We start from the raw sequence: 21,222 nt of genomic DNA on the forward strand, positions 1-21,222 counted from the left end.
GGGTCGTCGACGGCGAACCCGGGTGGCCGAAACCCGTCAGGGGCGGGCGGGCTCCGTGGGGCGGGCGCCGACGCCGGACCGCTGCCCCACGGGCGGATCGCCCGCGCGGCGCCGTGCGATGACCGCGCACACCATCAACTGCATCTGGTGGAACAGCATCAGCGGCAGCACGGCGAGCGAGGCGTGCGCGCCGAACAGGACGCTCGCCATCGGCAGGCCCGCCGCGAGGCTCTTCTTGGACCCGGCGAACTGGATCGCGATCCGGTCCTCGCGCCCGAACCCGAGCCGCCCCGCCCCGTACCAGGTGAGCGCGAGCATCAGGGCGAGCAGCACCGCCTCGACGCCCAGCAGGGCCGCCAGCCGCCCCGGGGTGACCTGGTGCCAGACGCCCCCGACCATGCCCGCGCTGAACGCGGTGTAGACGACGAGCAGGATCGAGCCCCGGTCCACGTACCCCAGCACCTTCTTGTGCCGGGTGAGGAAGCCGCCCACCCAGCGGCGTAGCACCTGGCCCGCGAGGAAGGGGACCAGCAGGTGCGCGACGATCCTCAGCAGGGAGTCCGCCGGGAAGCCGGCCCCGGCGCCGCCGAGCAGCAGCGCCGCCAGCAGGGGCGTGAGGACGAGGCCGGCCAGCGACGAGAACGAGCCGGCGCAGATCGCGGCGGGCACGTTGCCCCGGGCCATCGACGTGAAGGCGATCGACGACTGGATCGTGGACGGGACCAGGCAGAGGAAGAGCAGCCCGCCGTACAGGGCGGGTGTGAGCACGGACGGGACGAGGCCCTTCGCGGCGAGGCCGAGCAGCGGGAAGACGACGAACGTCGCCGCCAGCACCGTCACATGGAGCCGCCAGTGCCTCAGCCCGTCCAGCGCCTCCCGCGTGGACAGCCGCGCCCCGTACAGGAAGAACAGCAGCGCGACGGCGCCGGTGGACGCCCCGCCGACCGCGTCGGCGGCCGTTCCGGAGGCGGGGAGCAGCGCCGCCAGGGCCACGGTCGCGACCAGCGCCGCCATGTACGGGTCGATCGGCAGGCGCGTGCGCGGGGGTCGGAGGCGGTTCATGTGCTCCACGTGCTTCGGTTCCGGGTGGTGGGGGCGTGGGGTCGTGGGGTCCATCGTGCCCGCGCCGACGGCGATCGGGAATCCCGTACACCGCTCTGACTGTCATCACGATCTGTGATGACCGTCGTATCCTGGCGGGGTGTACGAGCCCACGCAGCTGCGGACCTTCCTGACCGTCGCCCAGACGCTGAGCTTCACCCGGGCCGCGCACCGCCTGGGGGTGCGCCAGTCGACGGTCAGCCAGCACGTGCGGCGGCTGGAGGAAGCCGTGGGGCGTGCGCTGTTCACGCGGGACACCCATGGGGTGGAGCTCACGGAGGACGGCGAGGCGATGCTCGGCTTCGCCCGGACGATCCTGGCGGCGCACGAGCGGGCGGCGGCGTTCTTCACGGGCACGAGGCTGCGCGGGCGGCTGCGTTTCGGGGTGTCGGAGGACTTCGTGCTGACCCGGCTGCCCGAGGTGCTGGAATCGTTCCGGCGCGAGCACCCCGAGGTGGACCTGGAGCTGACGGTGGGCCTGTCCGGCACGCTGCACGAGAAGCTGGCGGCGGGCCGGCTCGACCTGGTCCTCGCCAAGCGGCGCGGTGGCGACACGCACGGCCGGCTGGTCTGGCACTCCACGCTGACGTGGATCGGCGCGCCCCGGCTGCGGCTGGATCCGGACCGGCCGGTCCCGCTCATCGTCTTCCCTCCGCCGGGCATCACCCGGGCCCGCGCGCTGGAGGCCCTCCAGGAGCACGGCCGGGCGTGGCGCGTCGTCTGCACGAGTGCGTCGCTGAGCGGCCTGATCGCCGCCGCCCGGGCCGGCCTGGGCGTGATGGCCCACACCCGCGGTCTCGTCCCGCCGGGGCTGGTGCCCGTCCCCGCCCGCGCGGGGCTGCCGGAGCTGGGCGACGTGGACTTCGTGCTGCTCCACGGCCGCCCGGCCGCGCCCGGGGGTGCCGCCCAGGAGGCGGCGGACGCGCTGGCGGCGGCCATCCTCGCGGGTGGCGACCGGCTGCACGCCGCGGCGGCGGGCCCGTGACGGTGAGCGCGGCGTACAGATTCGGTGGAGATTCCGCCACGCACTACTTACTCGCAGGTCAGTAGCGCGTGGGCGCCCGGCCCCGTGGCCGGGTACTTAGCTTCTGACCTGTGGCGATGCCATGCGGACGGGGTTCGCGAAGACCCTCCCGTACACGTCTCGTGTGGGGTACCGTCACCCTCCGCTGTGCGGAGCGCCCCCCAAGGAGCAGGCCCTTGCCCGAGTTCACTGTCCCACCCCTGGCGACGGCTCCCCTGGTCGGCGGTCTGGCCGATTCCGTGTTCGAGCACGCCGAGGACGATCCGGAACGCGTGGTGCTCGGGCGCAAGGGCGCCGACGGCCGCTGGGGCGACGTGACGGCGGCGCGGTTCCGGGACGAGGTGCTGGCGCTCGCCAAGGGGCTGCTCGCGGAAGGGGTGCGGTTCGGGGACCGGGTCGCCATCATGGCCCGTACGCGGTACGAGTGGACACTGTTCGACTTCGCGCTGTGGACGGTCGGCGCCCAGTCCGTGCCCGTCTACCCCACCTCCTCCGCCGACCAGGTGCACTGGATGCTGCACGACGCGGAGGTGACCGCGTGCGTCGTGGAGCACGAGGACCACGCGATGACGATCGGCTCGGTGGTCGACCGGCTGCCCCGCCTCAAGCGGCTGTGGCAGCTGGACGCCGGGGCGGTCGACGAGCTGGTGGCGGCGGGGGCGCGCATCGACGAGGAAGTGGTGCAGCGGCACCGGCGGGCGGTGACGCCGGAGTCCATCGCCACGATCATCTACACGTCGGGGACGACGGGCCGCCCCAAGGGCTGCGTGCTGACCCACGCGAACTTCATGTTCGAGGCGGACACGCTGGTCGGCCGCTGGGAGGAGGTGTTCCACTCCAAGCCGGGTGACGAGGCGTCGACGCTGCTGTTCCTGCCGCTGGCGCACGTCTTCGGGCGGATGGTGGAGGTCGCCGCGGTCCGCAAGCGGGTCAGGTTCGGCCACCAGCCGCAGCTGGCGGCCGGGCCGCTGCTGGAGGATCTGGCGTCGTTCCGGCCGACGTTCGTGCTGGCCGTGCCGTACATCTTCGAGAAGGTGTTCCAGGCGGCGCGGCGCCGGGCGGAGGCGGAGGGGAGGGCGGGGCCCTTCGACAAGGCCGTCGAGGTCGCGGTGCGGTACGCGGAGGCGCTGGAGCTGAAGGCGTTCGGGCTGGGGCCCGGCCCGTCGGCGGCGCTGCGGGTGCAGCACCAGTTCTTCGACAAGGTCGTGTACGGGAAGGTGCGCGAGGCTCTGGGCGGCCGGGTGCGGCACGCGATGTCGGGCGGGTCGGGGATGGCCCGCCGGCTCGGCCTGTTCTTCGAGGGCGCGGGCGTGACCGTGTACGAGGGGTACGGCCTGACCGAGTCGGCCGCGGCGGCCACCGCGAACCCGCCGGAGCGGACCAAGTTCGGCACGGTCGGCCCGCCCATCCCGGGGACGACGGTGCACATAGCGGAGGACGGCGAGGTGTGGCTGCGCGGCCCGCACGTCTTCTCCGGGTACCTGGGGGACCCCGCGGCGACCGCCGCCGTGCTGCGGGACGGCTGGCTGGCGACCGGTGACATCGGCGCCCTCGACGAGGACGGCTACCTGACGATCACCGGCCGCAAGAAGGAGATCCTGGTGACGTCGGGCGGCAAGAGCGTGCCGCCGGCCGGGCTGGAGGAACGGGTGCGGTCCCATCCCCTGGTCGCGCAGTGCATCGTGGTCGGCAACGACCGCCCTTACGTGGCGGCACTGGTGACGCTCGACCAGGAGGCGGTCGAGCACTGGCTGGCCATGCAGAACAGGCCGCCCCTGCCGCCCGCCGAACTGGTGCGCGACCCGGCGCTGGAGACGGAGATCCGGCGGGCGGTCGTCGCGGCGAACACGCTCGTGTCGCAGGCCGAGTCGATCCGCACGTTCCGGATCCTGGCGCACCCCTTCACCGAGGAGCACGGGCTGCTGACGCCGTCGCTGAAGCTGAAGCGCAAGGCGATCGAGTCGGCGTACGCGGCGGAGGTGGACGCGCTGTACGGGTGACGCTCCGCGCCGCGGGAACAGGCCGCACGGTGTGGACGTTGCCCCTGGGAGTAACCACCGACGACGTAAGGATCGACCGCTCGTGAGCAAGGTCCCCTCCATCACCCTCAACAACGGCGTCACCATGCCGCAGCTCGGCTTCGGCGTCTGGCAGGTGCCCGACGTCGAGGCGGCGAAGGCGGTGGGCACGGCCCTGGAGGCCGGATACCGCAGCATCGACACCGCAGCGATCTACGAGAATGAGAAGGGCACCGGCGAGGCCGTCGCCGCTTCCGGGATCGCCCGTGACGAGCTCTTCGTCACCACCAAGCTCTGGAACGGCGAGCAGGGGTACGACGCGACGCTGCGCGCGTTCGACGCGTCCCTGGACAGGCTCGGTCTCGACCACGTCGACCTGTACCTGATCCACTGGCCGGTGCCCTCCGCGGATCTGTACGTCGACACGTACAAGGCGTTCGAGAAGATCCACGCGGACGGCCGCGCCAGGGCGATCGGCGTCTCCAACTTCCTGCCCGAGCACCTGGAGCGCCTCCTCGGCGAGACCTCCGTCGTGCCCGTGCTCAACCAGATCGAGCTGCACCCGCAGCTCCAGCAGACCCAGGCCCGCGACTTCCACGCCCGCCACGGCATCCGGACCGAGGCCTGGTCGCCGCTCGGCCAGGGCAGGGGCCTGCTGGAGGCCCCGACGGTGGTCGCCGTCGCCCGCAAGCACGAGCGCACCCCGGCGCAGGTGGTGCTGCGCTGGCACCTCCAGCTGGGCACCATCGTGATCCCCAAGTCCGTGACCCCGTCGCGGATCAGGGAGAACATCGACGTCTTCGACTTCGAGCTGGACGCCGACGACCTCGCGGCGTTCGCCGCGCTCGACGAGGGCCGGCGGCTGGGTCCGGACCCCGCGACGTTCGACGAGGTCTGAGCGGGCGGGAGCGCCCGGCGGGACGGCGTAAGCGGCCGGTGGACCGCGGCGCCGTCCCGCGCAGGCCGCCCCCAGGGTGAAATGATTGTCATTCCTCGCTGCGGCTAGGGTGTGGCTCCATGAACCGAGCCGCAACCGCGCGGGAGCGCCCGTCCGGGGCGATACCGCCGTCCGCCGCCCTCGCCGGGGCCGTGTCACTGCTGCTGATCGCCGCGCTCGCGGTGCCCCTGCTGGGCCGGCCGGGTTTCCGGGCGTGGCAGACCGTCTGCGTGGCGCTCACCGTGCAGGCCCTGCCCTTCCTGCTGCTGGGCACCATCGTCTCCGGGGCGGTCAACGCCTTCGTACCGGCACGGGTGTTCAGCAGGGCGCTCCCCCGCAACCCGGCGCTCGCCGTGCCCGTCGCGGGCGCCGCCGGGGTCGTCCTGCCCGGCTGCGAGTGCGCCTCCGTGCCGGTCGCCGGGAGCCTGATCCGGCGCGGGGTCACCCCCGCCGCGGCCTTCGCGTTCCTGCTCTCCGCGCCCGCGGTGAACCCGGTGGTGCTGGTGTCGACCGCCGTGGCCTTCCCGGGGCAGCCCGGGATGGTCGCCGCACGGCTCGTGGCGTCCCTGGTCACGGCGGCCACCATGGGCTGGCTGTGGCTGAAGTGGGGCCGGGCGGAGTGGCTGAAAATGCCGGCCCGGCACACCGGGCACCGGGCCGGGCACAGCCGCTGGGAGGAGTTCCGGCTCGGGTTCCAGCACGACTTCCTGCACGCGGGCGGCTATCTCGTCGTCGGCGCGATGGCGGCCGCCACCTTCAACGTCCTGGTGCCGCGTTCCGTCCTGGACGCCTTCGCCGACTCGCCCTGGCTGTCGGTGCTGTTCCTCGCCCTGCTCGCCGTCGTGCTCGCCGTCTGCTCGGAGGCGGACGCCTTCGTCGCCGCGTCGCTCACCGGCTTCTCCCCCACCGCACGGCTGACGTTCATGGTGGTGGGGCCCATGGTCGACGTGAAGCTGATCGCCCTTCAGGCCGGTACGTTCGGCCGGGCGTTCGCCGTGCGCTTCTCCGCCGCGACCGCCGTGGTGGCCGTGGTGTGCGCCTGCCTGACCGGGTGGTGGCTGCTGTGAGGCGGCACGTCCAGGCGGTTCTGCTGCTGCTCACCGGGGCGGCCGTGCTGCACATCTCGCTGCTGAGCCAGGTCTACCTGCGGTACGTGAAGGAGGGCCTGCGGCCGTTCCTCGTCGCCTCCGCCGTGCTGCTGCTGGCGCTGGGCGTGGTGGCCGCCGTACGGGACGGCCTGCCGTTCGCGGCCCGCCCGGACCACTCCGAACCGGACGAGGACGACGCCGGGGACGGTGACGAACACGGCGGCGGTGACGAGCACGAGCACGGGCACGATCACCGGAGCGGGCCGCGCGTCGCCTGGGTGCTGTTCCTGCCCGTCCTCGCCCTGCTGCTGTACGCCCCGCCCGCGCTCGGCTCCTTCACGGCCGCGCGCGAGACCGACAACGCGGTCGCCCGCGTGGAGCGGTTCGACCCCCTCCCGGACGCCGACCCGGCGCCACTGGCCCTGTCCGGATTCATCGCGCGGGTCCAGCAGGACCGCGACCGTGGCCTCGCCGGGCGGACGGTGCTGATGACCGGGTTCGTCACGCCGGCGAAGGACCGCTCCGGCACCTGGTACCTCACCCGGCTGGTGGTGAGCTGCTGCGCGGCCGACAGCCGGTCGCTGCGGATCCGGGTGCACGGGGCGCCCGCACCCCCCGCCGACACCTGGGTCGCCGTGACGGGCACGTGGCACCCGGGTGGCGGCGGTGCGCTGGGGACGGCGAAGGCCGCGGTGGCGGTCGACGCCCGGACGGTGGAGCGGGTGCCCGAGCCGGTCAACCCGTACCAGGACACCACACCCCTGACGCCCTGAAGCCGCCCGGGTGGTCAGCCCCGGCGGGTGGTCAGCCCCGGCGGGCGGTGTGGACCGTGCGGGCGGTCAGCATGAAGAGGTCCGGCCGCTGGTGCAGGCCCTGCGGCTCCGCCGGGTCCAGCAGCCGGTCCAGCGTGGCCAGGTCTTCGGGCGCGAGCCGCTCGCCGAGCGCGTCGCGGCCGCGGGTGAACGCGGTCAGGATCTGGTCCCGCACGGCACCGGGAACGGGCGCCGGCACGTCGTGCAGGAACGAGCGCGTGCCGCTCGGGACGAGCCCCGCGCCGGACAGCAGGGCCCGCCAGTCGTCGGCCTCCTCCTTGGCGCCGGGCAGCTCCGCCCGCATCTCGGCGAACCACTCCGCGTGCACGGCGTCGAGGCGGGCCTCCAGGCCCGGCCGCCCGAAGCCGATGTTCTGCGGCAGGCGCCGGGTCGGCAGCCCGCCCTCGACCACCGCGAGCAGCCCGCCGGGCCGCAGCAGCCCGGCGAGACCGGCGACGGCCCCGCGCTGGTCGCCCAGGTGGTGCAGGGAGTCGGCCGCCCAGATCAGGTCGGCGTCGCCCAGGCCGGCGATGCCGTCGGGCAGCTCGGCGCGGCGCGTGGTGACGCGGTCGCCGAGGTGCGCGGCCCGGGCGCGCTCGCGGGCCCGCTCCAGGAGCTCGGGCGTGGCGTCGACGGCGACGACCTCGGCGTACGGGAAGGCCTCGGCGAGCAGGCAGGACAGCACGCCCGGCCCGCTGCCGACGTCGAGGATCCGGCGGACGGCGGCCGTCGGCACCAGCTCGCCGAGCCAGGCCGCGGCCTGCCGGTACAGCGGGCTCTGGAGCTGTGCGCCCTGCTCCAGCAGGGGCATCATGTGGGTCCAGTCCATATGGGTGTCGTCGTGGTGGTGACCGTGGTCGTGGTGTCGGCTCATGCCGCCAGGGTGGGGCCGGTGGTGCGACGACGGCGAACTTTGTTGCCGCTTCGGCAATTCGGCGCCGCCCGGGCCGGGGGCGGTCGTGCCCGCGGCCGGGGCGGCGTGACGTGCGGGAGCCGGCGCCGGGGTCAGCCGGTGCCGGGGTCAGCCGGCGCCGTGGGACGGGGCGATCTCTTCGACCCGTGCCGCGAGGGTGAAGTCCTTCTCGGTGACCGCGCCGCCCGCGTCGTGGGTGTTCACCGTGAGGTTGACCGTGTTGTAGCCGAGGGTCAGCTCGGAGTGGTGGTTCAGCTCCTCCTGGATCTGGGCGACGTGCACCACCATCGCGGTGGCGGCGAAGTGGGTGCCGAGACGGTAGGTGCGGGCGATCCGGTCGCCCTCCTGGGACCAGCCGGGCAGTTCGCGCAGCCGGTCCTCGATCTCCTTCTGCGACAGCGGCTCAGTGGGCATGTCCGGTGCTCCCTCCGGGTCGGTGGGGACGATGACGACGTGACCGTGACGATACGGTCCGGCGGCACGGGTCCGTGGTCAACACGTGGGTTACCGTCTGCGGTATGACAACTGCCGTGACCGGTACCGGAGTAGGGCCCCTGCTGCGCGGCTGGCGCGAGCGGCGGCGGCTGAGCCAGCTGGAGCTGGCGCTGCGCGCCGACTCGTCGGCCCGGCACATCTCTTTCGTCGAGACCGGCCGGTCCCGCCCGAGCGAGGAGATGGTCCTGCGCCTGGCCGAGCACCTGGAGGTGCCGGTGCGGGAGCGCAACGCCCTGCTGCTGGCGGCGGGCTACGCCCCGCGCTACACCGAGACGTCCCTGGACGACCCGTCGCTGGACACGCTGCGGGCGGGCATCAGGCAACTGCTGGACGGCTACGACCCGTATCCCGCGCTGGTCGTCGACGGCACGTACACGGTGGTGGCCGCCAACCGGGGCATCATGGCGCTGCTGGACGGGCTGCCCGGGCACCTGCTGCGCCCGCCGCTGAACGCGATGCGGATCACGCTGCACCCGGAGGGCCTGGCGCCGAGGATCCGCAACCTGCGGGAGTGGCGCGGGCACCTGCTGGCCCAGATGGAGCGGCAGATCGCGCTGGCCCGCTCACAACCGCTGCGGCGCCTGTACGAGGAGGTCGCCGCGTACCCGCTGCCCGAGCGGGCGGGCGCCGGCCCCGACGACCGGGAGGACCAGGAGGATCCGCATCCGTACCCGTACTTCGCGCTGCCGCTGCGGATCGAGCACGACGGGCACGTGCTGTCCTTCGTGTCGTCCATCTCGACGTTCAACACGCCGGTGGACGTGACGGTCGCCGAGCTGGCCATCGAGACGCTGCTCCCGGCCGACCCGGCGACGGTCAAGTACCTCCGCTCGCTCTAGGTCGTGTCCGGAAAGTATCGGCCCCCGCCCTCCGGGCGGACGCCGATACTTTCCGGACACTCCCTAGCCCATGGCCCGCAGGGCGGACCACTGGAGCGCGGCGAACCCCGCCACGGTCCCGGCCTGCAGCGGGATCCACACCACCCCGGCGGCGGTGGGCGACAGCCAGACGACGAGCGCGACGACGCTGAGCACCGCCCACGCCAGGTTGGCGTCGACGATCATCTTGACGGCCGTGACGTTCGGCCGCCGCCGGGCGGCGACGAGGCCCACGCCCGCGGCGAACGCGGTGAGGAACAGGCCCAGTCCGAGCAGGAGCGCCGGGTCGACGCCGAGGAGCCGTCCGAGCGGGCCGGACGCGAGGGCGTAGGCCAGGCCGTTGCCCCCGGTGACGACGGCGTCCAGCGCGAGGAAGCGGCGCAGCATGGTGTGCGGCTCGGTGGTGCGGGAGATGCCGGCGAGCAGGGCCTGGGACATGGCGGAGCCTCCATCGGGGTTCGTACGGCGGGTGCGGGCCCGGATCCCGGCCGGAGTGCGCCGGCCGGGTTCCGGTGACCGCAACGATGCCGCGCGGACGGGGGCGGGTCGATTACCGCACGGGTAATGCGGGCCCGTCGGCGGTCAGGGGGCGACGAGGTCCCTGATCAGGCGCTCGGTCCAGTGGCCGGCCGCGCCCGGGCGGGAGGCGAGGTAGGCGACGACGGTGTCCGTGTCCCAGGCGCCGGTCGCGATCAGCCCGGCGGCGAGGTGGCGGAGGTAGCCGGCGGCGGGCGGGTTCCACTCGACGTCGTGCATCCGCCAGGGTGCGGTGAAGGTGAGCAGGGGCAGGCCGTGGAGGGTGCCCGGGCTGACGAGGGTCTCGTAGCGGCCGTCGCCGAGGACGGCCGTGCCGTCGCGGAGGACGGCCGTGAGGTCGAGGTCGGTGTCCGGGCCGGGGTCGCGGTACATCTCCTGGGCGGCGATGTCGGAGAACTGTCCGGCGGTGATGCGGTGCGCCCTCGCGAGGACGCGGCCCTCGGCGTGCGGGTCGTAGAACGCCCTGCCGCCGGTCCACACCGCCGACTCGGTGGCGAAGTACAGGGCGCCCTCCAGCTCCACCGGGACGGACGCGGACGGCAGGCGGGGGTCGCGGCAGCCGGGGTAGGTGCGGGAGCCGTCCGGGGGCGTGCCGCCGGTGAGGTAGTGGGCCAGGCGGTCGACGTGCGTGTTGGAGCCGTAGGACGTGTACCAGACCTCCGTCGTCATGCCTCGAACGTAACGGGCGTGGCGCGTGAAGCTCCGCTGTTGACCCGCTTAAGAAATCCTCGATGGACGCGGTGGGCGCGGGTCGGCAGATTGGTGCGGGTATCCGATCTTCCCTCACGCACGGCTGGAGCCGCACCGATGAAGGCACTCGTCAAGCAGAAGGCCGAGCCGGGCCTGTGGCTCATGGACGTGCCGGAGCCCGAGACCGGGCCCGGTGACGTGCTGATCCGGGTGCTGCGCACCGGTATCTGCGGTACGGACCTGCACATCCGCTCGTGGGACGGCTGGGCGCAGCAGGCGGTGTCGACGCCGCTGGTGCTGGGTCACGAGTTCGTGGGCGAGGTGGCGCACGTGGGCGCCGACGTCACGGACATCGCGGTCGGCGACCTGGTCAGCGGCGAGGGGCACCTGGTGTGCGGCAAGTGCCGCAACTGTCTGGCGGGCCGCCGGCACCTGTGCCGCGCCACGGTCGGGCTGGGCGTCGGGCGGGACGGCGCGTTCGCCGAGTACGTGGCGCTGCCCGCGTCCAACGTGTGGGTGCACCGTACGAAGGTGGACCTCGACGTCGCGGCGATCTTCGACCCGTTCGGCAACGCCGTGCACACCGCGCTGTCGTTCCCGCTCGTCGGTGAGGACGTCCTGATCACGGGCGCGGGCCCGATCGGGATCATGGCGGCGGCGGTCGCGCGGCACGCCGGGGCGCGCAACGTGGTGATCACCGATGTGAGCGAGTCGCGGCTGGAGCTGGCCCGCAAGGTGGGCGCGACGCTCGCCGTGAACGTGGCGGAGCGCGGCATCGGTGACGCGCAGCGGGAGCTGGGGCTGCGGGAGGGCTTCGACATCGGCCTGGAGATGTCCGGCCGGCCCGAGGCCATGCGCGACATGGTCGCGAACATGACGCACGGCGGCCGGATCGCGATGCTGGGCCTGCCGGCCGAGGAGTTCGCGGTCGACTGGTCGAAGATCGTCACCTCGATGATCACGGTCAAGGGCATCTACGGCCGGGAGATGTTCGAGACGTGGTACGCGATGACCGTGCTGCTGGAGGGTGGTCTCGACCTCAGCCCGGTGATCACCGGCAGCTACGGCTACCAGGACTTCGACGCCGCGTTCGACGAGGCCGCCACCGCGCGCAGCGGCAAGATCATCCTTGACTGGACCGTCTGACCCACCCCTCTAGGAGCCTTCTGATGTACGCGTCCGTCCGTGACGAGCTGCGCGCCACCCTCGACGAGATCCGCGAGGCCGGTCTCTACAAGCCGGAGCGGGTCATCGGCACCCCGCAGAGCGCGACGGTGTCCGTCCCCTCCGGTGACGTGCTGAACTTCTGCGCCAACAACTACCTGGGGCTCGCCGACCACCCGGAGGTCGCCGCCGCCGCCAAGGACGCCCTCGACCGCTGGGGCTACGGCATGGCGTCCGTGCGCTTCATCTGCGGTACGCAGGACGTCCACAAGGAACTGGAGCAGCGGCTGTCGGCGTTCCTGGGGCAGGAGGACACGATCCTCTACTCGTCCTGCTTCGACGCCAACGGCGGTGTCTTCGAGACGCTGCTCGGCCCGGAGGACGCGGTGATCTCCGACGCCCTCAACCACGCGTCGATCATCGACGGCATCCGGCTGTCCAAGGCGCGCCGCCACCGGTACGCCAACCGGGACATGGCCGACCTGGAGAAGCAGCTCAAGGAGTCGCAGGACGCCCGCCGGCGCCTGATCGTCACCGACGGCGTGTTCTCGATGGACGGGTACGTGGCCCCCCTGCCGGAGATCTGCGACCTCGCCGACCGGTACGACGCGATGGTCATGGTCGACGATTCGCACGCGGTCGGGTTCGTGGGCCCCGGCGGTCGCGGCACGCCCGAGCTGCACGGTGTGATGGACCGCGTCGACATCATCACGGGCACGCTCGGCAAGGCGCTGGGCGGTGCGTCCGGCGGGTACGTGGCGGCGCGCGCCGAGATCGTCGAGCTGCTGCGCCAGCGGTCGCGCCCGTACCTCTTCTCGAACTCCCTCGCGCCGGTGATCGCCGCCGCGTCGCTGAAGGTGCTGGACCTGCTGGAGTCGGCGGGCGACCTGCGGGAGAAGCTGGCGGCGAACACCAAGCTGTTCCGCACCCGGATGACGGAGGCGGGCTTCGAGATCCTGCCCGGCGACCACGCGATCGCCCCGGTGATGATCGGGGACGCGGCGGAGGCCGGCCGGATGGCGGAGCTGCTGCTGGAGCGCGGGGTGTACGTGATCGGCTTCTCGTACCCGGTGGTGCCGATGGGGCAGGCCCGCATCCGGGTGCAGCTGTCGGCGGCGCACTCGACGAAGGACGTGGAGCGGGCGGTGCAGGCGTTCACCGACGCGCGGGCGGCGATGGCCGGCTGACGGCCCCGCGAGGGGCCGGGCGGCGGCTGGGGGACAATGGCAGGGTGATCGACCCCCGGCGGCTGCGTGTCCTGCGGGCCGCGGCGGACCACCGTACGGTGACCGCCGCGGCCGCGGCGCTGTACCTGACCCCGTCCGCCGTCTCGCAGCAGCTCGCCGCGCTGGAGCAGGAGACCGGGCACGTCCTGCTGACCCGCAGCGGCAAGGGCGTCCGGCTCACGGCGGCGGGCGAGATCCTGCTGGAGCACGCCAACGAGGTGCTGGCGCAGCTGGAGCGGGCCGAGGCGGAGCTGGCGGCGTACGCGGGCGGGGCGGCCGGCGAGGTGACGGTCGCGGCGTTCGCGACCGGGATCGCCGAGGTCCTGGCGCCCGCGATCGGACGGCTCGCGGAGTCCCACCCCGGTATCCGGGTGCGGGTGCGGGACGCGGAGGGCGACGAGTCGCTGCCGCTGGTCCTGGACGGCGAGGCGGACGTGGCGCTGGCGGTGGAGTACCGGGGCGCCCCCCGCGAGGGCGACCGGCGGCTGGCCCGGGTGCCGCTGTACGCGGAGCCGTTCGACGCGGTGCTGCACGCGGGGCATCCGCTGGGGCAGGAGCCGGAGGTGGCGCTGGCGTCGCTCGCCGGCGCCGACTGGATCGCCCCGTACCCGGGCAACCCCTGCCACGACATGGTGCTCCTGGCCTGCGAGCTGGCCGGCTTCGAACCGCGGCTGGTGCACTCCTCCGACGACTTCCGCGCCGCGGTCGCCCTGGCGGGTGCGGGCGCCGGCGTGGCCCTGGTGCCGCGTTCCGCCCTGCGGGGCATCGAGCTGAAGGACGTCGTGGTCCGCCCGGTGGCCGGGCCGGCGGCGTTCCGCCGGGTGTTCGCGGCGGTCCGGCGCGGCGCCGAGGCGCATCCGCTGATCCGCCCGGTCCTGGAAGCGCTGGCGGGCTCGGCGCGGGGACTGTCGGCGCCCGAGGGCTGAAGCGGGCCCCGGGGAGCGGACGCGGGCGCCGCTGACCGGCGCGTGCCGTCGCCGCCGCTCCCCGGGATCGTGCCGGCTACTTCTCGTCGTCCTCCGGCGGCCGGGCGGCGGGCTCCTGGTCGGTGCCGGACGCGGGGGCCCGGTCCGGTTCCGGGGACCGGGTGGCTTCGGCGCGGATCAGGGCGTTGAGCGCGGAGAAGGGGTCGATGGGCATGGCGGAACCTCCTGGTCGGTGACGTGGTGGGTGCGCGGGGGTGCGGCGGGGCCGCTCAGCAGCGCAGGACCACGCACCGCACGGTGCGTACCGACGGGTGGCCGGCCGCCGGGCCGGCGGTCCGGGGCGGGGGCGCCGTCCGGGTGCGGTACGGGCGCGGCGACCCGGGGCGGACGGCCCGCCGGTGACGGCGCCCGGCGCGGTGCGGGGCGGCGGCCTCGGCCTCGGTGAGGTCCGGGTCGGGGGCGGCCGGGGCGGCGGGGGCGGCCGGGCGGGGTTCGGCGCCGCAGGCGGGCCCGGCCGCGGCCGTGACCCCGAGGAGGGCCGCCAGCACCAGGAGGGTGACCGGCACGGCCCGGCGCGCGGCGAGGGCGAGCGCGGCGATGCTGGTCATGGGCGTTCCCTTGCCCGTGACCGGGCGCGGTGTGCCCGTTCGTGCCCAGAACCGCCCGTTCAGCGGAGGCGGAAGACCGGCCCCCTGGGCGTGAACGGCAGCGACGCGCCGTCCGGGATCAGGTAGGCGTGCTCCCTGCGGAGGCGCAGCGCGTCGCAGTAGCCGTCGGTGATGACCAGCACGGGCGCCGTCGGCGGGAAGTCCGCGGCGCGCTGGAGGAGGTCGACGCCCGGCTGGAGGACGGTGCCGCCGCGGCCCCGGACCCGTACCCGGCCGGCGATCTCGGTGGGCGGCAGGTACCCGGCGTCATGGGCGGCGGCGTCGCAGAACACCACGCGGGCGGCCGGTACGTCACGCGCCTGCGCGTACGAGGCGATGGCGCCGAGCGCCTTGCCGAGGAGCCGCGCGCTCATGGAACCGGACGTGTCCAGCACGACGCCGAAGGTGCACCGGGCGGTCTCCTCGGGCGGGAAGTACCGGCCGGCGCGCGGGATGTCCGGCGTCGACGCCTGGCGGCGGGCCGGCCGGGCGAAACTGCGCACCGCCTCGGGGCGCGGGACGTACTCGTCGAACCAGCGGGCCAGGCGGGCGTCCCACGGTACGGGCGGGTGGCTCAGCGCCCGGATCGCCTGGACGAGCCCGGCGGGCAGCAGCCCCCGCTCCCCGCTCACGTGCAGGTCGAATCCCTGGACGAGGCCGCGCCGGTAGAACTCGTCGAGGTCGACGTGGTCGGTGGGCCGCCCGCCGAGCGGTTCGCCGAGGATGTCGCCGGTCCCCTTGCCGCGCAGGGTCGCCATGCGGCGCATCCGGCGGGCGTCGGTGACGATCCGGTCGTACACCTCCTCGGCGGACAGGTCCTTGAGCTCCGGGTCGTACAGCAGCCCCTCCGGCATCGTGCCGACGCCCATCTCGACGAGCCAGCCGTTGACGACGTAGTCGGCGGCGACGTTGAAGAGGTACGGGTCGCGGGCGCCGCGCCGGTCGCCGTGGCGGAGCGCGGCGTGGAGCATCTCGTGGGCGAGGACGAACCGCCACTCGTCGTCCTCGAGCCGGCGCAGCGGGTTGACGTAGATCTCGCCGAGCGTGGCGTCGACGGCGGCGATCGCGATGCCGTTCGCGCGGGTGAGTTCCGCGTCGGCGACCAGCTTGATGCCGGACGCGATGCCGCCGAGCAGCGGATAGGAGGAGATGAACCAGCTCAGGGCCCGTTCCCAGGGCTGCCTGCCGTGGAGCTCGCCGGTGAGGGTGTCGCGCCGGCCGCCGGCGACGTCCATGGCGGCGGACATGGCACGGGTCAGCGCGTGGGCGAACGCGAGCTGCCAGTCGGGCGGGGTCGACCAGTGCGGCCAGGGGACGAGGACCTGGTCGGCCGCGTCGCCCGCCGTACCGCGGTGCTCGTGCGCGGCGGGGACTCCGGTGGTGCGCCAGCGGGCGGTGAGCTGCTCCTCGTCGCCGTCCGGGAACGTCACCGGGTGGTCCTCGGGCGCCCGGCCGATGTGCAGGGTGAGCATGAAGCGGTTGACGACCGCGCAGCGGGCGGCCCGTTCCACCCGGTCGGGCTGGTGCCGCCGTTCCTGGCCGGCCGGGACGTGACCGAAGCCGAGGTGGATCAGGCAGTGGGCGAGGGCCCACGCCCAGTCGGCGGGTTCGGCGCGGCGGTCGGGGTGGACGTGGATGCGGCCGTTGGAGTCGACGGCCGCCAGCCCGTGACGGGGGCTCAGCGCGCAGTCCCGGGTGCGGCAGACCTCGGCGTCCAGCGCCGCGAGCGCCGGGTTGCGCTTGACGAGGGCGAGCCCGGCGAGGAACGCCTCGGCCGCCGGATCGTCACGCTTGGACGTGGCGCGCGCCCGTCCCCGTGTCCCCTTCGCGCCGGAACCGGCCGCGCTCACCGGCGGGCCTCGACCAGCCGGGGCATGTCGCGGGCGGCCTCGACGAGGAACCACGCGGGCAGCACCGGCCGGCCGTCCTCGTCGTCGCGGATGACGGTCTGGGCGACCTCGACGGAGATCTCCGCCAGCTGGACCAGCAGCGACTTGGCGCGGTAGGCGGTCTCCCGGAGCGCGGGCGGGATCCGGTCCTTGGTCGCCGGGAGTTCCTTGACGAGGCGTCCGCGGAAGGCCTCGGCGAGGTAGTAGAGCAGGTCGCGGTCCTCGATGCGGCGGGGCCAGTGGGCGTCGCCCTTGATGATGGCCTCGATGCCGTGGGCGTGCCGCACGATCTTGGCGTAGCCGCAGAAGGAGACGGCGTGCGCGGGCGTGAGCGTGCCGTGGGCCACGATCTTGAGGGTGTCCTCGTCGAGCGTGGGCCCGAAGGAGTGCAGCGCGTCGGACAGCATGTGCCAGGAGCGGGGCGTGGAGAACGGCTCCTCGGTCTTCGGCGGCTGCGACCAGAGGTGGTCGGGCCGGTCGGTGAGGTAGTCGGTGACCCACGGGTGGATGCCGTGCTCGCCCGCCCACACCAGCCAGTCGGTGGCCGACGCGCGCAGGTGGACGTGGGTCAGGCGGTTGACCAGGGCCGAGGCGACGGGGCGGGCGAGGGCGTTGTCGGTGGCCCGGTTGCCGGCGCCGATGACGATCGACCCCGCGGGGAGTTCGTAGCTGCCGATGCGGCGGTCCAGGATGAGCGAGTAGAACGCCTTCTGCACGTCGGGGGTGGCCGCGTTCAGTTCGTCGAGGAACAGGCAGTACGGCTCGTCGCGGGCGATGGCCTCGGGCGGGCAGAAGACGGACTTGCCGTCCCGGATCTGCGGGACGCCGATGAGGTCCTCGGGCGCGAGCTGGGTGCCGAGCAGGCTGACGCACTCCAGGCCGAGGGACTCGGCGAAGGCGCGCACGAGGGACGACTTGCCGATGCCGGGCGCGCCCCAGAGGAAGACGGGGCGCACGGTCGCGAGGCCGAGCAGCAGCTCGGGGATCCGGGCGGGCGTGACGGTGACGGCTGCCTGCAAGCGGGGGCTCCTGTGCCTTGCCGGTCGACACCCGCACAGGCGTGCGGGCCCGCCCAGTCTGGGCGTTCGGGCGGGTGCGGCGCAGCCCAATTTCCGCCGCGCGAGCAGCTGAGGCGCGCCGCCGCGTCGTGGGCCGTCGCCCTCACGTCCGGGGCCGGCGGCCTTGGGTTACGAGTGTGGGAGCCGCACCTGCGCCGCCAGCCCCTGCGGGGGCGACCCCGCACGGCCCCGCCCCGGGCCGGATGCCGGGGGCGGGGTCAGGCGCGGTTCTTGCGGGCGGACATCCAGGCGTAGACCAGGACGCCGGCGAAGAGGAACAGCACGCCCTGGTAGACGGCGGCGTAGCCGGAGCCGGCGACGAGCCACAGGGAGAAGGCGGCGGCGACGACCGCGAGGATCGCGTCGCGGACGAGGCGCGGGCGGTCGACCCGGTCGTGGCGGCCGGAGGCGAGGAAGTAGATCTGCGCGGCCGTCGAGAGCAGGTAGGGCACCGTGGCGGTGAAGGTGGTGACCAGGACGAGGACCTCGAAGACGCCCTCGGGGCCCGCGGTGTAGTTGTAGACGGTCAGCAGGGAGGCGAGGACGACGGTGACGAGGACGCCGTAGGTGGGGACGCCGCGCCGCTTGTGGGTGAACACCTGGGGGAAGAGGCCGTCCTTGGCCGCCGCGTACGGGGTCTGGGCGCTGAGGAGGGTCCAGCCGTTGAGCGCGCCGACCATGGAGACCAGGGCCATGCAGGCGACGGCGGTGCCGCCCCAGGAGCCGCCGAACATGGTGTTGACGGCGGCGGAGAACGGCGCGCTGGACTCGACGAGCCGGTCGTGGGCGACGAGCCCGAAGACGGACAGGGTGCCCAGCAGGTAGATGACGGCGGCGCCGAGCGTGCCGAGGATCGTGGCGCGGCCGACGTTGCGCTGCGGGTCGCGGACCTCGCCGGCGCTGACGGCCGCGGACTCCACGCCCAGGTAGCTGAAGAGGAGGATGGCGGCGGACGCGGAGACGGCGCCGACCGCGCTGGTGTCACCGGCCTGGAAGGGGCCGAGGTTGGCGGAGTCGAAGAAGAACAGTCCGCCGACGGCGACCAGGAGGAGCGGGACGAACTTGAGGACGGTGGCGGTCAGCTGGACCGCTCCGACGTACCGGGTGCCGGCGAGGTTGGCGAGGGCGGGCAGCCACTGGAGGGCGAGGGCCGCCGCGATGGTCGTGGCCTTGTTGTCCTGGACGGGGACGAGGACGTCGAGGTAGCCGACGGCGGCGACGGCGAGGGCAGCGTTGGAGACCCAGGTGGTGATCCAGTACGACCAGGCGGCGAGGAAGCCGGCGAAGTCGCCGAAGGCCTCGCGGGCGTACACGTACGGGCCGCCGGTGAGGGGGTGGCGCCGGGCGAGGCGGCCGAAGACCAGCGCGAGGGCGATGGCGCCGGCGGTGAGGACGCCGAAGGCGACGAGGCTGATGGTGCCGTAGGGGGCGACGGAGGCGGGGAGGAGGAAGATCCCGCCGCCGATGATGTTGCCCATGACCAGGGCGGTCGCGATGGGCAGTCCGAAGCTGCGGGCGTGCTTGGACCGCTCGTCGGGGGTGGGGTCGGTGATGAGGGGGGTGCTGGTCATGAGGGGTGGAGCGCCTTTCGCCGTACAAACCTGAACATGGTCAGGTACGGCGAACGCTGCACCAAATCAACCGTGTTTGTCCGGCACGACGCGGCCGGTAACCGGAAAAGCTTCTTCCGGTCGCGGTGGTGACGGGGATTCCTGCACCGGGACCTGCGGTCCCTGGACCTCGCGCAGCCAGCGCCGCAGCACCTGGTGGACCTCCTCCGCGCCGACCAGCCGGCTCCCGTCGGCGACCGGCGGGGACATGGTGCGCGGGGAGAGCAGGAACGCCTCCGACTGCTCGCCGCCCAGCCCGCCGTGGGAGCCGATCTGCTCCTCGAAGGCGTGGACGGTGCCGGTGCGCGGGTCGTACGCGGAGTTGACCATGATGTCCGCGACGTGCGGGAAGGAGTCGGTGCGCCGGACGGCGTCGGCCGCGCCGGGGCCGAAGGGTGCGAGCGGGCCCTCGTCGGTGAGGTCGTCGACCGGCACGGCGAGCCTCGCGGGGCCGAGCACCACCGAGCCGTGCTCCTCGCTGCGCACCAGCAGGAAGCCTATGCCCGGGTGGTCGGCGAGGGTGTCCAGGAGGCCGGGGTGCCGTCGGTCGATCTCCTCGCGGGACATGCGGTACGACACGTCCGGGAAGGAGATCAGGCCCAGGTTGCCGGAGGCCAGCACGATGGGGCCGGAGGTGCGGGCGGGGCGCTCGTCGCGGCCCTCGACCGGCAGGTGCACCGCGCTGCGCAGCGTGTCCCGCGCCTCGGCGCCGCTCGGGGTGTGCTGGGCGCGGCGCGGTACGGGCAGCCCGCAACCGGCCCGGACCAGGTCGCGCAGCGTCAGCCCGTACGCCGACTCGAAGGTCTCGCCCGGGCTCTGGCCGTGGTCGGAGAGCAGCACGATCCGGTAGGGGCGCGGGGTGTGTTCGGCGACCTTCGCGAGCAGGGCCAGGGACCGGTCGAGGTTGGCGAGCACCCTGGCGGCGTCCCGGCTGTGCGGACCGGAGTGGTGGGCCACTTCGTCGTACGCGACGAGGTCGGCGTACACGGCCGTGCGGCCGGCCAGCATGTCGCCGATGACGGCGGCGACCACCACGTCCCGCTCGACGACGGTGGCGAAGGCCCGGATGAACGGGTAGAGGCCGCCGCGGCCGACGCGCGGGGTCTCGCCCCCGATCCGCGACCGGATGGACTGGCCGATCTCGCGGCACACCTCGGCGATGAACGAGATGGCGGTGCGGACGGCGTTGGCGGGGTCGCGGAAGTAGGCCACGTACCCCGCGCGGGAGCGGTTGCGGCGGCCGCGGCGGGCGGAGACCGACAGCACGAGGGCGAGCTGGTCGGCGCCGCCGCTGAAGAGGTTGCCGCGACTGGCGCCGTCCAGGGTGAGCAGTCCGCCGTCGCCGGTGCGCTCTATGGCGCGGCGTTGCAGTTCGGCGGCGCTGGCGGGCCGGTTGCTGACCATGAGCCGGCCGGTGTCCTTCTCGTACCAGCGGAAGGCGGGTACGTCGTGGTTGGTGCCGTGCAGGATGGCGAGCTGGCTGGCGCCGGTCTGGCTGGACCAGTCGGTGCGCCAGGGGGTGAGGCGGTGGGTGGAGCCCAGCCAGGCGGCGACGGTCGGCATGGTGCCGTCGGCGACGGCGTCCCGCAGCACCCGGTGTCCGACGCCGTCGAGCTGGAGGAACACCGTGCCGGGCGGGCTGTCGGGGCCGAGCGGCGGGGAGGTGGACCGCCGGCGGCCGGCGAGCCGGTAGAGGCGGCGCCGGTAGGCGTTGTCGTCGCGGACGGCGAGGGCCGTGGAGGTGGCGGAGGCGACGGCGGACATCACGGCGGCCACCACGACGGCGTTGTCGGGTGCGGCCTCGCCCCGCCCGTCGGGGATGAGCCAGAGCGCGAGCAGCAGCAGCGAGCCGTTGAGGAAGAAGGCGAGGAGCCCGAGGACCAGGGCGGGCACCAGCAGCAGGGCGCGGACGACGAGCGGCCACACCAGCGCGCTCAGCAGGCCGAACGCGCCCGCTCCCCAGGCGGCGGTGACGGCGGTCCTGGTGGCGCTGTCGCCGTCGTCGGACTGGAGCTGGAAGTCGGGGAGCAGCCCGGCGAGGGCGAGGAGGGTGAGGGAGGACACCACCCACACCACGGCGATGCGCAGGAGGGCGCCGCCCGCCGTACGCCATCTTCCCGGTACCACGCCGTTCGCTCCCGCCCTGCTCGCAGCCGTATCTGAAGCGACCCTACTCCGATCCCTCTCCGGTCGAGGAGGCGCGCATTTA

Annotated in this window: 20 protein-coding genes; 9 read left to right on the top strand and 11 right to left on the bottom strand. The window is 73.9% G+C overall.

Annotated elements, in window-relative coordinates:
* Positions 1 to 36 precede the first annotated feature (36 nt).
* Positions 37 to 1,062: a bile acid:sodium symporter family protein gene (locus EIZ62_RS05025; protein ID WP_156691503.1), complete on the bottom strand. Its 1,026-nt coding sequence runs from the start codon at positions 1,060 to 1,062 to the stop codon at positions 37 to 39.
* A 139-nt stretch (positions 1,063 to 1,201) separates the two neighbouring features.
* On the opposite strand from EIZ62_RS05025, the gene EIZ62_RS05030 reads away from it, so the two are divergent.
* From EIZ62_RS05030 to EIZ62_RS05050, 5 genes are all read left to right on the top strand, one after another.
* A complete protein-coding gene (locus tag EIZ62_RS05030) occupies positions 1,202 to 2,086 on the top strand; it encodes a LysR substrate-binding domain-containing protein (protein WP_156691504.1) in 885 nt (294 codons plus the stop codon).
* Between the two features lie 215 nt (positions 2,087 to 2,301).
* On the top strand, positions 2,302 to 4,125 hold the full coding sequence (locus tag EIZ62_RS05035) for an AMP-dependent synthetase/ligase (RefSeq protein ID WP_244375468.1): 1,824 nt from the start codon (positions 2,302 to 2,304) through the stop codon (positions 4,123 to 4,125).
* A gap of 82 nt (positions 4,126 to 4,207) precedes the next feature.
* A complete protein-coding gene (locus EIZ62_RS05040; protein WP_156691505.1) occupies positions 4,208 to 5,041 on the top strand; it encodes an aldo/keto reductase in 834 nt (277 codons plus the stop codon).
* 119 nt (positions 5,042 to 5,160) lie between these two features.
* Positions 5,161 to 6,147 carry a permease gene (locus tag EIZ62_RS05045; RefSeq protein WP_156691506.1) on the top strand — a complete coding sequence of 329 codons (987 nt, stop codon included), beginning with the start codon at positions 5,161 to 5,163 and terminating at the stop codon, positions 6,145 to 6,147.
* Positions 6,144 to 6,941 carry a TIGR03943 family putative permease subunit gene (locus tag EIZ62_RS05050; RefSeq protein ID WP_156691507.1) on the top strand — a complete coding sequence of 266 codons (798 nt, stop codon included), beginning with the start codon at positions 6,144 to 6,146 and terminating at the stop codon, positions 6,939 to 6,941. Before EIZ62_RS05045 ends, EIZ62_RS05050 begins: the two co-directional genes overlap by 4 nt.
* A 31-nt stretch (positions 6,942 to 6,972) precedes the next feature.
* Here the strand turns inward: EIZ62_RS05050 and EIZ62_RS05055 are convergent, their stop codons facing one another.
* Positions 6,973 to 7,854, bottom strand: a complete 882-nt coding sequence (locus EIZ62_RS05055) for a class I SAM-dependent methyltransferase (protein WP_156691508.1) — start codon at positions 7,852 to 7,854, stop codon at positions 6,973 to 6,975.
* A gap of 147 nt (positions 7,855 to 8,001) precedes the next feature.
* Positions 8,002 to 8,307 (bottom strand): 4a-hydroxytetrahydrobiopterin dehydratase, encoded by a 306-nt coding sequence (locus EIZ62_RS05060; protein WP_156691509.1) that lies wholly within the window; start codon positions 8,305 to 8,307, stop codon positions 8,002 to 8,004.
* A gap of 104 nt (positions 8,308 to 8,411) precedes the next feature.
* On the opposite strand from EIZ62_RS05060, the gene EIZ62_RS05065 reads away from it, so the two are divergent.
* The gene (locus EIZ62_RS05065) at positions 8,412 to 9,227 is read left to right on the top strand and encodes a helix-turn-helix domain-containing protein (protein ID WP_156691510.1); all 816 of its coding nucleotides are present in this window, start codon (positions 8,412 to 8,414) and stop codon (positions 9,225 to 9,227) included.
* A gap of 63 nt (positions 9,228 to 9,290) precedes the next feature.
* On the opposite strand, the gene EIZ62_RS05070 is transcribed toward EIZ62_RS05065, so the two are convergent.
* Both EIZ62_RS05070 and EIZ62_RS05075 read right to left on the bottom strand, forming a co-directional pair.
* Positions 9,291 to 9,704, bottom strand: a complete 414-nt coding sequence (locus EIZ62_RS05070) for a hypothetical protein (RefSeq protein ID WP_156691511.1) — start codon at positions 9,702 to 9,704, stop codon at positions 9,291 to 9,293.
* Between the two features lie 144 nt (positions 9,705 to 9,848).
* Complete coding sequence (locus EIZ62_RS05075) at positions 9,849 to 10,472, bottom strand: histone deacetylase (protein WP_156691512.1); 624 nt, start codon at positions 10,470 to 10,472, stop codon at positions 9,849 to 9,851.
* A 138-nt stretch (positions 10,473 to 10,610) separates the two neighbouring features.
* Between EIZ62_RS05075 and tdh the strand changes: the two genes are divergently transcribed.
* From tdh to EIZ62_RS05090, 3 genes are read left to right on the top strand one after another with little or no spacing between them, the layout of a single operon-like run.
* On the top strand, positions 10,611 to 11,639 hold the full coding sequence (gene tdh / locus EIZ62_RS05080) for an L-threonine 3-dehydrogenase (protein ID WP_156691513.1): 1,029 nt from the start codon (positions 10,611 to 10,613) through the stop codon (positions 11,637 to 11,639).
* A gap of 23 nt (positions 11,640 to 11,662) precedes the next feature.
* Complete coding sequence (locus EIZ62_RS05085; RefSeq protein WP_156691514.1) at positions 11,663 to 12,844, top strand: glycine C-acetyltransferase; 1,182 nt, start codon at positions 11,663 to 11,665, stop codon at positions 12,842 to 12,844.
* 44 nt (positions 12,845 to 12,888) lie between these two features.
* Positions 12,889 to 13,809 carry a LysR family transcriptional regulator gene (locus tag EIZ62_RS05090; RefSeq protein WP_156691515.1) on the top strand — a complete coding sequence of 307 codons (921 nt, stop codon included), beginning with the start codon at positions 12,889 to 12,891 and terminating at the stop codon, positions 13,807 to 13,809.
* 76 nt (positions 13,810 to 13,885) lie between these two features.
* Here the strand turns inward: EIZ62_RS05090 and EIZ62_RS05095 are convergent, their stop codons facing one another.
* The 6 genes from EIZ62_RS05095 to EIZ62_RS05120 form a co-directional block, all read right to left on the bottom strand.
* Entirely contained in the window at positions 13,886 to 14,023 is a 138-nt protein-coding gene (locus EIZ62_RS05095; RefSeq protein ID WP_156691516.1) for a hypothetical protein, read from the bottom strand.
* Positions 14,024 to 14,078: 55 nt separating this feature from the next.
* Positions 14,079 to 14,417 (bottom strand): hypothetical protein, encoded by a 339-nt coding sequence (locus tag EIZ62_RS05100; RefSeq protein ID WP_156691517.1) that lies wholly within the window; start codon positions 14,415 to 14,417, stop codon positions 14,079 to 14,081.
* 59 nt (positions 14,418 to 14,476) lie between these two features.
* The gene (locus EIZ62_RS05105) at positions 14,477 to 16,306 is read right to left on the bottom strand and encodes a vWA domain-containing protein (protein WP_156691518.1); all 1,830 of its coding nucleotides are present in this window, start codon (positions 16,304 to 16,306) and stop codon (positions 14,477 to 14,479) included.
* Positions 16,303 to 17,364: an ATP-binding protein gene (locus EIZ62_RS05110; protein ID WP_156691519.1), complete on the bottom strand. Its 1,062-nt coding sequence runs from the start codon at positions 17,362 to 17,364 to the stop codon at positions 16,303 to 16,305. The genes EIZ62_RS05105 and EIZ62_RS05110 overlap by 4 nt, the downstream gene beginning before the upstream one ends.
* Before the next feature lie 257 nt (positions 17,365 to 17,621).
* Entirely contained in the window at positions 17,622 to 18,974 is a 1,353-nt protein-coding gene (locus EIZ62_RS05115; protein ID WP_156691520.1) for an amino acid permease, read from the bottom strand.
* 66 nt (positions 18,975 to 19,040) lie between these two features.
* Positions 19,041 to 21,140 carry a phage holin family protein gene (locus EIZ62_RS05120; protein ID WP_208827772.1) on the bottom strand — a complete coding sequence of 700 codons (2,100 nt, stop codon included), beginning with the start codon at positions 21,138 to 21,140 and terminating at the stop codon, positions 19,041 to 19,043.
* Positions 21,141 to 21,222: the final 82 nt, after the last annotated feature.

The sequence above is a fragment of the Streptomyces ficellus genome (assembly GCF_009739905.1).
Classification (GTDB): domain Bacteria; phylum Actinomycetota; class Actinomycetes; order Streptomycetales; family Streptomycetaceae; genus Streptomyces; species Streptomyces ficellus_A.

Bases quoted from the DNA above. Each gene is read 5' to 3' on its own strand.
- EIZ62_RS05025 (WP_156691503.1), bottom strand. From the start codon at position 1,062: ATGAACCGCCTCCGACCCCCGCGCACGCGCCTGCCGATCGACCCGTAC.
- EIZ62_RS05045 (WP_156691506.1), top strand. From the start codon at position 5,161: ATGAACCGAGCCGCAACCGCGCGGGAGCGCCCGTCCGGGGCGATACCG.
- EIZ62_RS05055 (WP_156691508.1), bottom strand. From the start codon at position 7,854: ATGAGCCGACACCACGACCACGGTCACCACCACGACGACACCCATATG.
- EIZ62_RS05060 (WP_156691509.1), bottom strand. From the start codon at position 8,307: ATGCCCACTGAGCCGCTGTCGCAGAAGGAGATCGAGGACCGGCTGCGC.
- EIZ62_RS05065 (WP_156691510.1), top strand. From the start codon at position 8,412: ATGACAACTGCCGTGACCGGTACCGGAGTAGGGCCCCTGCTGCGCGGC.
- EIZ62_RS05070 (WP_156691511.1), bottom strand. From the start codon at position 9,704: ATGTCCCAGGCCCTGCTCGCCGGCATCTCCCGCACCACCGAGCCGCAC.
- EIZ62_RS05075 (WP_156691512.1), bottom strand. From the start codon at position 10,472: ATGACGACGGAGGTCTGGTACACGTCCTACGGCTCCAACACGCACGTC.
- tdh (WP_156691513.1), top strand. From the start codon at position 10,611: ATGAAGGCACTCGTCAAGCAGAAGGCCGAGCCGGGCCTGTGGCTCATG.
- EIZ62_RS05085 (WP_156691514.1), top strand. From the start codon at position 11,663: ATGTACGCGTCCGTCCGTGACGAGCTGCGCGCCACCCTCGACGAGATC.
- EIZ62_RS05095 (WP_156691516.1), bottom strand. From the start codon at position 14,023: ATGCCCATCGACCCCTTCTCCGCGCTCAACGCCCTGATCCGCGCCGAA.
- EIZ62_RS05100 (WP_156691517.1), bottom strand. From the start codon at position 14,417: ATGACCAGCATCGCCGCGCTCGCCCTCGCCGCGCGCCGGGCCGTGCCG.
- EIZ62_RS05115 (WP_156691520.1), bottom strand. From the start codon at position 18,974: ATGACCAGCACCCCCCTCATCACCGACCCCACCCCCGACGAGCGGTCC.